Genomic DNA, 4,464 nt, shown 5'->3' with positions numbered 1-4,464 from the left:
GATGTCGGCGATGGTGGCCTCGGTGTGGGCTGCGGCATGGAAGCGCGCGGCCGAGCAGGCGGACGAGGCGACTGCGGTGGCGCTCGATGCTGCTCGCGCGGGTGAGGCCCACGCCCTGAAGGCGGCCGAGCAGGCTGCTGCAGAGCGGGACGATGCGGTCGCGTCCCGCGACCGCGCACTCGGCGAGCTCGACGGGATGCGCGACGAGCTCGAGCAGCTGCGCGACCAGCTCGCCACCGCGCTCAAAGAAGCCAGCGACGCGCGCGCCAAGGCCGAGGAGTCCGACCGGGCTCGGGTCCGGGCGGAGGCCACCTCAGACACCTTGCGTGAGGTGCTGGATTCCCTGCGAAGCGCTGATACCGACCGCGGGAACTGACGGGCACACAGCCGCCCCTGGGGACCGGTGGCTGCAAGGTATCTCGTCAGCAGGGGCCGGCAGGGGCCCGCAGGGCCGGGCTAGCCTGGCGCGTTGCGCTCCGGATGGGCCGGTGGTGTCGGTTGTACAACTGCTTTGCTTGCTCATGTGGTGGGGGGTCTGCGTCGGAGCTGGTCTGCCCAGTCGGAGAGGATGCGTCGCTGGGTGGTGTCATCGGTGCGCAGGATCTGGGTGACGGCCAGGCCTCGAAGCAGGACGAACAGCATTTCCAGATCGGCGCGACTGATTCTGGCGCCGGGCCCGACCACTCCCCTGTCCTGCAGGGCGTTGCGCATGCGATACCCGAAGTCCTTTTCCACCGGTGCAAGGGCTCGCTTCAGTGCATCGTCGGTGCGGGCGGCCAGCCACAGTTCGAGTCCGGCCACGAACATCGGCCCGGACATGAAGCGGTGCAGCAGCCCGACCAGCTCGTCTGGGTCATGGCCGGGTGTGAGCGTCTCGGCGAAGTCGGTGACTTGGGCAAGTTGTCCTTCGGCGACATGGCTGATCGCCGCCACGAGCAGCTCCTGCATCGACCCGAAATGGTGGGTGAGCGAACCGCGGGAGACCCCGGCGTACTCCTGAATTCGCGCCATGGTCGTCCCGGAGTGCCCATGGCGCACCAGTGAGGTCACCGCCGCATCGAGCAGTGCCTCACGGGTCTGGAACCACCTGGTCTGGCGAACTTTCGCAGAACCCTGGATTTCCGTCACGACATGCAGTCTACTGAAACCGACCAAACAGTCTGTTTCTAGGAGGGTTCGTATGGAGCTCGCAGTCGACTACATCCGGGAAGGTGCACGGCGCTTTGGCGACAACGTGGCCGTGTACTTCGGTGACGAGCAGTTGACGTTCGGCCAGGTCGATGAGATGTCGAACCGGTTCGCGAATGTGTTGATCCAAAGCGGTCTGGGCAGGGGCGACAAGCTCGCGATCCTGGCCGGCAACGGCCTGTGGACCGTGGCGCTGGACTTTGCGTGCGTCAAGGCGGGTATCGCCCGGGTGCCCCTCAATGGCCGTCTCTCGGTCGATGAGCACGAGCGGATGATCCGCGGAACAGCCGCGGCGACTCTGGTGCATGATCCGGATTTGGTCGCCCCTGCCGGTCAGTTGCGTGAGCGCATCGGCGGGTTGACCGTTTTTGGCCTGGGGGCCCGGGCTGCGGGTGGGGGCGCAGATCTTCTCGTGGCCGCGCGTGAGGTCTCGGGCGAGGACCCGCAGGTGCCGCTGAGCGCCGATGATCCGCTGCTGATCTTGCACACGTCGGGCACGACCGGGGTTCTCAAGGCGGCCACCCACACCCAGGGCACGTACGCTGCGGTGGCCGCGAACATCTTGGCGAATGTCTTCTCCCCGGAGCCTGGGTCGGTCATGTTGCACGCGGCGTCGTTGATCCATGCCAGCGGCACGTTCGTTCTGCCGTACTGGGTCCGGGGTGCGGCCTCGGCGATCCTGCCCGGCTTCGAACCCGCCGGTTTCCTCGACGCGATCGCGCGGTACCGCGCCACCGAGGTGAACATGGTCCCCACCATGCTCGGGATGCTGCTGGCCAGCGGGAAGGTGGACAAGGCGGATCTGTCGTCGCTGAAGACGATTCTGTACGGGGCCAGTCCTATGCCGCGCCCGCTGATCGGGCGCGCGATGGACGAGATGGGTCCGATCTTCATGCAGTACTACGGACAGACCGAGGCGCCGTTGGTCATCACTGTTCTGTCGAAGGAGGATCACCGGGATCCGTCCCTGCTGGGTTCGTGTGGTCGCGCCGCCAAGGGCGTCGAGATCCGTCTTGTTGGCGAGGATGGCAACGAGGTCGGCGTGGGCGAGATCGGCGAGATGGTGGTCCGCACTCCGTCGCAGATGGTCGGCTACTACGACGCCGATGAGCTCAACGCTGAGATGCTCACCCCTGATGGTTGGATCCGGACCCGGGACATGGCCTACGTCGACGAGCGCGGTTACTACTTCCTGGTTGATCGTCGTAGCGACATGATCATCTCCGGCGGCTACAACGTCTATCCCCGCGAGGTCGAGGACGCCCTGGCCGCGCACCCGGCAGTGGCCGAGTGCGCCGTCGTCGGCGCGCCCGATCCGGTGTGGGTGGAGGCGGTCACCGCGTTCGTCTCACTGGTCCCCGGCGCCGAGGTCACCGAGGCCGAGCTGCAGCAGACCGTGCGCGACACCCTCGCCGGATACAAGGTGCCCAAGGAGATCGTGTTCACCGACGCCATCCCGAAGTCGGCGGTGGGCAAGATCCTGCGCCGCGCGCTGCGCGATCCCCTCTGGGAGGACAGCCAGTCATGAGCGCTGCCTACGAATCGATCAGGGTCGACACCCGCGACCGCATCACCACGGTGACTCTGGCCCGCCCGGAGCGGCGCAACGCCGTCGACGGGCCGATGGCCACCGAGCTCGCCCGCGCGTTCCGAGATTTCGACGGCGACGACCACGCAGACGTGGCGATCCTCTACGGCGAGGGCGGCAACTTCTGCGCCGGCGCCGACCTCAAATCGATCGGCACCGCTTCCCAGAACACCGTGGCCGTCGACGGGGATGGCCCGATGGGCCCCACCCGCATGCGGTTGTCCAAACCGGTGATCGCCGCCATCGAGGGCTACGCGGTGGCCGGCGGGCTCGAACTGGCGATCTGGTGCGACCTGCGCGTGGTGGCCGCCGACGTCACGCTCGGGGTGTTCTGCCGCCGGTGGGGAGTTCCCCTCATCGACGGGGGCACGGTCAGGCTGCCCCGGCTGATCGGCGAGAGCCGAGCCATGGACATGATCCTGACCGGCCGCGCCGTCGACGCGGCAGAGGCCCTCGACTTCGGTCTGGCCAACCGGGTCGTCGAGGCCGGCACCACGCTCCAGGCAGCGAAACAGCTCGCACGGGATCTGGTGGGGTTCCCTCAGACGTGCATGCGCAATGACCGACTATCGGTCACCCAGCAGTTCGGTCAGACAGAGACCGCCGCCATGGGATACGAGATCGGTGTCGGGATGGAGTCATTGGCCGTCGACGGCACGGGCGGTGCCGCTCGGTTCGCCGGCGGTGCGGGACGCCACGGAACCTTCCTCTCCTGACCACGCAGCGGCCCGGTGGAACCGGGCCGCTGACACAACCTGACCCGCTAAAAGAGGACACGGGCCCCGCCAATGGCGGGGCCCGTGTGTCGCTCTTTAAGCCTAACGGTGCCTAAAAGAGAGTGGGGTGCTCAGGTGGTGGGGTGATGCCCGAGGCTGCGGCGTAGGCGACCGGGTCCCAGCCGTGCCGGAGGGCCTCGCGCACCGCCACAGAGCGCGACCTGCGGTCGTAGGAGGTGGCGGGTCGTCGGTTGTCGCCGGCGCGCCCGCACGCCACTGCGTAACGCAGATTCGCGGTCTGGGTGGAGGCAATCACATGCGCAGGGTGGACGCGTACGCACAGGGGTTCGTTGCATCGGTGCTCGGCCACGACACCGTTGTCGAGCTGACCGGCCAACAGCAGAGCGAAACGGTGACCGGATTCGGTGCGGCTGACACCGCCCGACCGCCACGAGATTCGCGTGTAGCCGTCGACGCCGCTGATTGCTGAGATCAGGAACCAGCAGCCATCGCCGGGTGCTTTGACCACGCGGGACCAGAACGCGTCAATGGCTGCCTGAGTGGGCGGCAGGGTCGCACTGTAGGGGCGTGACCGCCGCACCGCACCAGACGGGACGGGCGATGGCGCACTCAGGTCCAGGCCCGGCAGGGGAATGTCCACGTCTGCGGGACTGGTGCGTGGGTCAGTGTGACTCGGCACCGTTGTGGTCCGAGGCCATGTCCGACGGCTGCTCGTCAGTGGTCTCCGGCGCCTGGTCCCCGGTGGCGGCGCGGTCCTTCGCGGCACGGATCGCCGCGCCGACCTCACGGGCCGACAGTCCAGTCATCTCGGCCAGATCCGCCTGGGCGACGCCGAGGTCCTTCAGCTCGATCAGTGCCTCCCCCAGGGCGGCCTCGGCGTCGGCGCGGGCGTCGATCGCGGAGAACACCGCCACAAGCTTCGACTCGCGCTTGCGCGCCCGCTCGAGCTCG

At 67.9% G+C, this 4,464-nt stretch carries 5 protein-coding genes and 1 pseudogene; 3 read left to right on the top strand and 3 right to left on the bottom strand.

Features of this window, described 5'->3' with window-relative positions; all coding sequences use genetic code 11:
• Positions 1–376, top strand: a pseudogene (locus tag HMPREF3086_RS11695) (hypothetical protein); the annotation flags it as partial.
• Positions 377–519: 143 nt separating this feature from the next.
• Here HMPREF3086_RS11695 and HMPREF3086_RS11690 read toward each other — a convergent pair.
• Positions 520–1,128 carry a TetR/AcrR family transcriptional regulator gene (locus HMPREF3086_RS11690; RefSeq protein ID WP_204650634.1) on the bottom strand — a complete coding sequence of 203 codons (609 nt, stop codon included), beginning with the start codon at positions 1,126–1,128 and terminating at the stop codon, positions 520–522.
• Between the two features lie 52 nt (positions 1,129–1,180).
• On the opposite strand from HMPREF3086_RS11690, the gene HMPREF3086_RS11685 reads away from it, so the two are divergent.
• Positions 1,181–2,716, top strand: coding sequence for a class I adenylate-forming enzyme family protein (locus HMPREF3086_RS11685; RefSeq protein WP_070722001.1), 1,536 nt, complete (start codon positions 1,181–1,183; stop codon positions 2,714–2,716).
• Entirely contained in the window at positions 2,713–3,492 is a 780-nt protein-coding gene (locus tag HMPREF3086_RS11680) for a crotonase/enoyl-CoA hydratase family protein (protein ID WP_070722000.1), read from the top strand. The genes HMPREF3086_RS11685 and HMPREF3086_RS11680 overlap by 4 nt, the downstream gene beginning before the upstream one ends.
• A gap of 112 nt (positions 3,493–3,604) precedes the next feature.
• Here the strand turns inward: HMPREF3086_RS11680 and HMPREF3086_RS18100 are convergent, their stop codons facing one another.
• Entirely contained in the window at positions 3,605–4,153 is a 549-nt protein-coding gene (locus HMPREF3086_RS18100; protein ID WP_246830976.1) for a hypothetical protein, read from the bottom strand.
• Positions 4,154–4,175: 22 nt separating this feature from the next.
• Positions 4,176–4,464: hypothetical protein (locus HMPREF3086_RS11675; RefSeq protein ID WP_070721997.1), on the bottom strand; the 289-nt coding region annotated here is incomplete at its 5' end.

Source organism: Dietzia sp. HMSC21D01 (genome assembly GCF_001815995.1).
GTDB classification, from domain to species: domain Bacteria; phylum Actinomycetota; class Actinomycetes; order Mycobacteriales; family Mycobacteriaceae; genus Dietzia; species Dietzia cinnamea.
The sequence above is the reverse complement of the archived record's forward strand: the minus strand, read 5'-3'. Positions and strand labels throughout refer to the sequence as shown.

Excerpts from the sequence above, each read along its gene's own strand:
- HMPREF3086_RS11680 (WP_070722000.1), top strand. The coding sequence starts at position 2,713 with ATGAGCGCTGCCTACGAATCGATCAGGGTCGACACCCGCGACCGCATC.
- HMPREF3086_RS11685 (WP_070722001.1), top strand. The coding sequence starts at position 1,181 with ATGGAGCTCGCAGTCGACTACATCCGGGAAGGTGCACGGCGCTTTGGC.